Below are 2,443 nucleotides of genomic sequence, written 5' to 3'. Positions count from 1 at the left end.
CCCGGGCGTGCTCCTCGCCGTCGTCGCTGGCGACCTCGCCGATGAGCAGCGCCGTGGTCGCGACGTCCTCGCGCGGGTCGCCCAGACCGGCCGTGCCCCAGGCCACGACGGACGGGCCGTGCTCGTCGGACAGCACGACGGTGCCCGGGTGCAGGTCCAGGTGCACGAGCACGAGCCCGGCGTCGGCGCGCGGGAACAGCGACTCGGGCACGGGCACCGCGTGCAGCCGGGTGTGCAGGTCGACCAGCAGCCGGGCGGCCTCGACGAGCGGCACCTCCCCCGCGGCCAGTCCCTGCAGCAGGGTCGGGCCGTGCAGCCGCTCCATCTCCAGGTCCGGACCGCCGCGGTGCACGGCCCACGGCACCGGCAGCCCGTGCGCCGCCAGGTGCGCGAGCAGCACGGCCTCGCCCCCGGCGTCGGTCCCGGAGCGGTAGCGGCGCAGCACCCGGGCGTCGTCCAGGGCGTACAGCGTGGCGAAGGTGCCGGCATCCATCACCGGGCCGGGCTCGTCCTCATCGGTCGCACCACGAGGGTGGGGCACCGTCCGGTCGTCGGCGTCGACGCGTGCATGCACCATCACACGACGGTAGCCCGCGGTGCGTCGGCCCGCCCGGGAACGTGCAGGACGGTTCGGCGGGCGGGTGCGCTACCCCGTCGGGCGGGCCAGCCGCCGCAGTCGGTGCACCGCACCGTCGTGCGTGGCAGGCAGCGGTTCGGTCCACACCCGCACCGGGGACCGGGTGAGCACCCCGACCTCGAGGCGTTCGCAGCGGCGGGCCACGGCGTCCTGCACCGCAGCCAGCCGCTCGGGCAGGTCGCCGTCACGGTGCGCGAGCACGACGAACACCCCGCCGCCCAGGCTCGCCATCGGCTGCCCCCCACCGAACGTGGCGCGCAGCGCGGCGCCGACCGCGGCCGAGCGCGCCGCACGCAGGAACGGGGAGACCGCACCGGCGGCCACGTCGACGAGCACGAGCTCATGGGTCAGCGCCGGAGCCAAGGACAGCCGCTCGCCCTCCGCGTAGGTCTCGGCGAGCCGGACGGTGAGGTACTGGTGCGTCGGGAGCCCGGTCTCGGGGTCCATCGCACCGCCATTGACCGCGGCGCCGGCCTGGGCGTCCGCCCACCCCTCGGCCAGGGCGCGGATCACCTCGAACGGTGTCTGCGCGGTGCCCGCCACTCGGAACAGGCACTCGAGGTCGTCGAGGGCCTCCCCGATGCCGACCCCGGCGTCGGCGCGCGCCCGGCCCAGCTCCTCCGCCGCACCGAGCGCGTCGGCACGGGAGACGAGGGCCGCGACCAGGGGGTCGACCGCCGGGTGGTACCAGTCCGAGGGGCGCAGCCAGCTCGCCTCGAGGCTCGTGGCGCGCCACCGCTCCCGCAGGTTCCCCGCACGGGGGCTGCCGAGGTCGGAGGAGGTGCTCACACCGGATGAGAGTGTCCCGGTGGCCAGCAGTGACGCGGGTCGGCGAAGATCTGTGCACAGTTCACCCGATCTGCCCTATGTGGCAGTCTGGTGAGTCGCGGTGCGAGGAAGCGGGGCAGGGTGACGATCGACGGTGCTGAGCACGCCGCCATCGGCGACGCCGAGCTCCTCCTCGCCGTCCGCGGAGGCGACCAGACGAGCTTCTCCGAGCTGTACGACCGGCACGCGGCGGCGGCTCTCGTGGTCGCCCGGCAGTACACCGACTCCGTGCAGGACGCGGAGGACGTGGTCGCGGACGCCTTCACCGCGGTGTGGTCGGCGCTGCTGCGCGGGAACGGGCCGCAGGAGGCCTTCCGCGCCTACCTGTTCACCGTGGTGCGTCGCGTCGCGGCCGTCCGCCGCGACCAGGGACGCCGCACCGAGCCCACCGACGACGTCGCGACGCTCGAGGCCGGCAGCGTCCCGATGGCCGGGGCCGACGACCCGGCCATCGAGGGCTTCGAACGGTCCGTGGTCAACCGGGCGTTCCGCACGCTTCCCGAACGCTGGCAGGTGGTGCTCTGGCACTCCGAGGTCGAGGGGCTGTCGCCCGCGCAGATCGCACCGCTGCTGGGTCTGAGCGCCAACAGCACGGCCGCGCTGGCCTACCGGGCGCGCGAGGGGCTGCGTCAGGCCTACCTCGCCGAGCACCTGGCCGCACCGCTGGACGAGGGTTGCCGGAACGTGGCCGGGCGGCTGGGCGGCTACGTCCGAGCCGGTCTGGGGCCGCGGGAGACCCGCCAGGTGGCCGAGCACCTCGACGGCTGCGTGCGGTGCACCGCGCTGGTCGCCGAGCTGGGCGACGTCAACCACGGGATGCGGGCCGTGGTCGCGCCGGTGGTGCTCGGTTCGCTCGCGGCGGCCGTGCTGGCCAAGGGTCTGGCGGTCGGCGGCGGGCTGGTCGCGCTGCCGTGGGCGGCCGGGGCAGGTGCCGGAGCGCTCGGAGGTGCGACGGGTTCGGGTGCTGCCGGGGGTTCG

At 75.7% G+C, this 2,443-nt stretch carries 3 protein-coding genes; 1 reads left to right on the top strand and 2 read right to left on the bottom strand.

Annotated elements, in window-relative coordinates:
- Both F2B26_RS15760 and F2B26_RS15755 read right to left on the bottom strand, forming a co-directional pair.
- On the bottom strand, nucleotides 1-577 hold a 577-nt coding region (locus F2B26_RS15760; protein WP_159810968.1), incomplete at its 3' end, for a phosphotransferase.
- Between the two features lie 69 nt (nucleotides 578-646).
- Nucleotides 647-1,426 carry a hypothetical protein gene (locus F2B26_RS15755; RefSeq protein WP_159810966.1) on the bottom strand — a complete coding sequence of 260 codons (780 nt, stop codon included), beginning with the start codon at nucleotides 1,424-1,426 and terminating at the stop codon, nucleotides 647-649.
- 120 nt (nucleotides 1,427-1,546) lie between these two features.
- On the opposite strand from F2B26_RS15755, the gene F2B26_RS15750 reads away from it, so the two are divergent.
- Nucleotides 1,547-2,443 (top strand): sigma-70 family RNA polymerase sigma factor (locus tag F2B26_RS15750; RefSeq protein WP_159810964.1); only part of this gene is annotated, 897 nt, incomplete at its 3' end.

Source organism: Cellulomonas citrea, from assembly GCF_009829685.1.
GTDB lineage: Bacteria > Actinomycetota > Actinomycetes > Actinomycetales > Cellulomonadaceae > Cellulomonas > Cellulomonas citrea.
The sequence above is the reverse complement of the archived record's forward strand: the minus strand, read 5'-3'. Positions and strand labels throughout refer to the sequence as shown.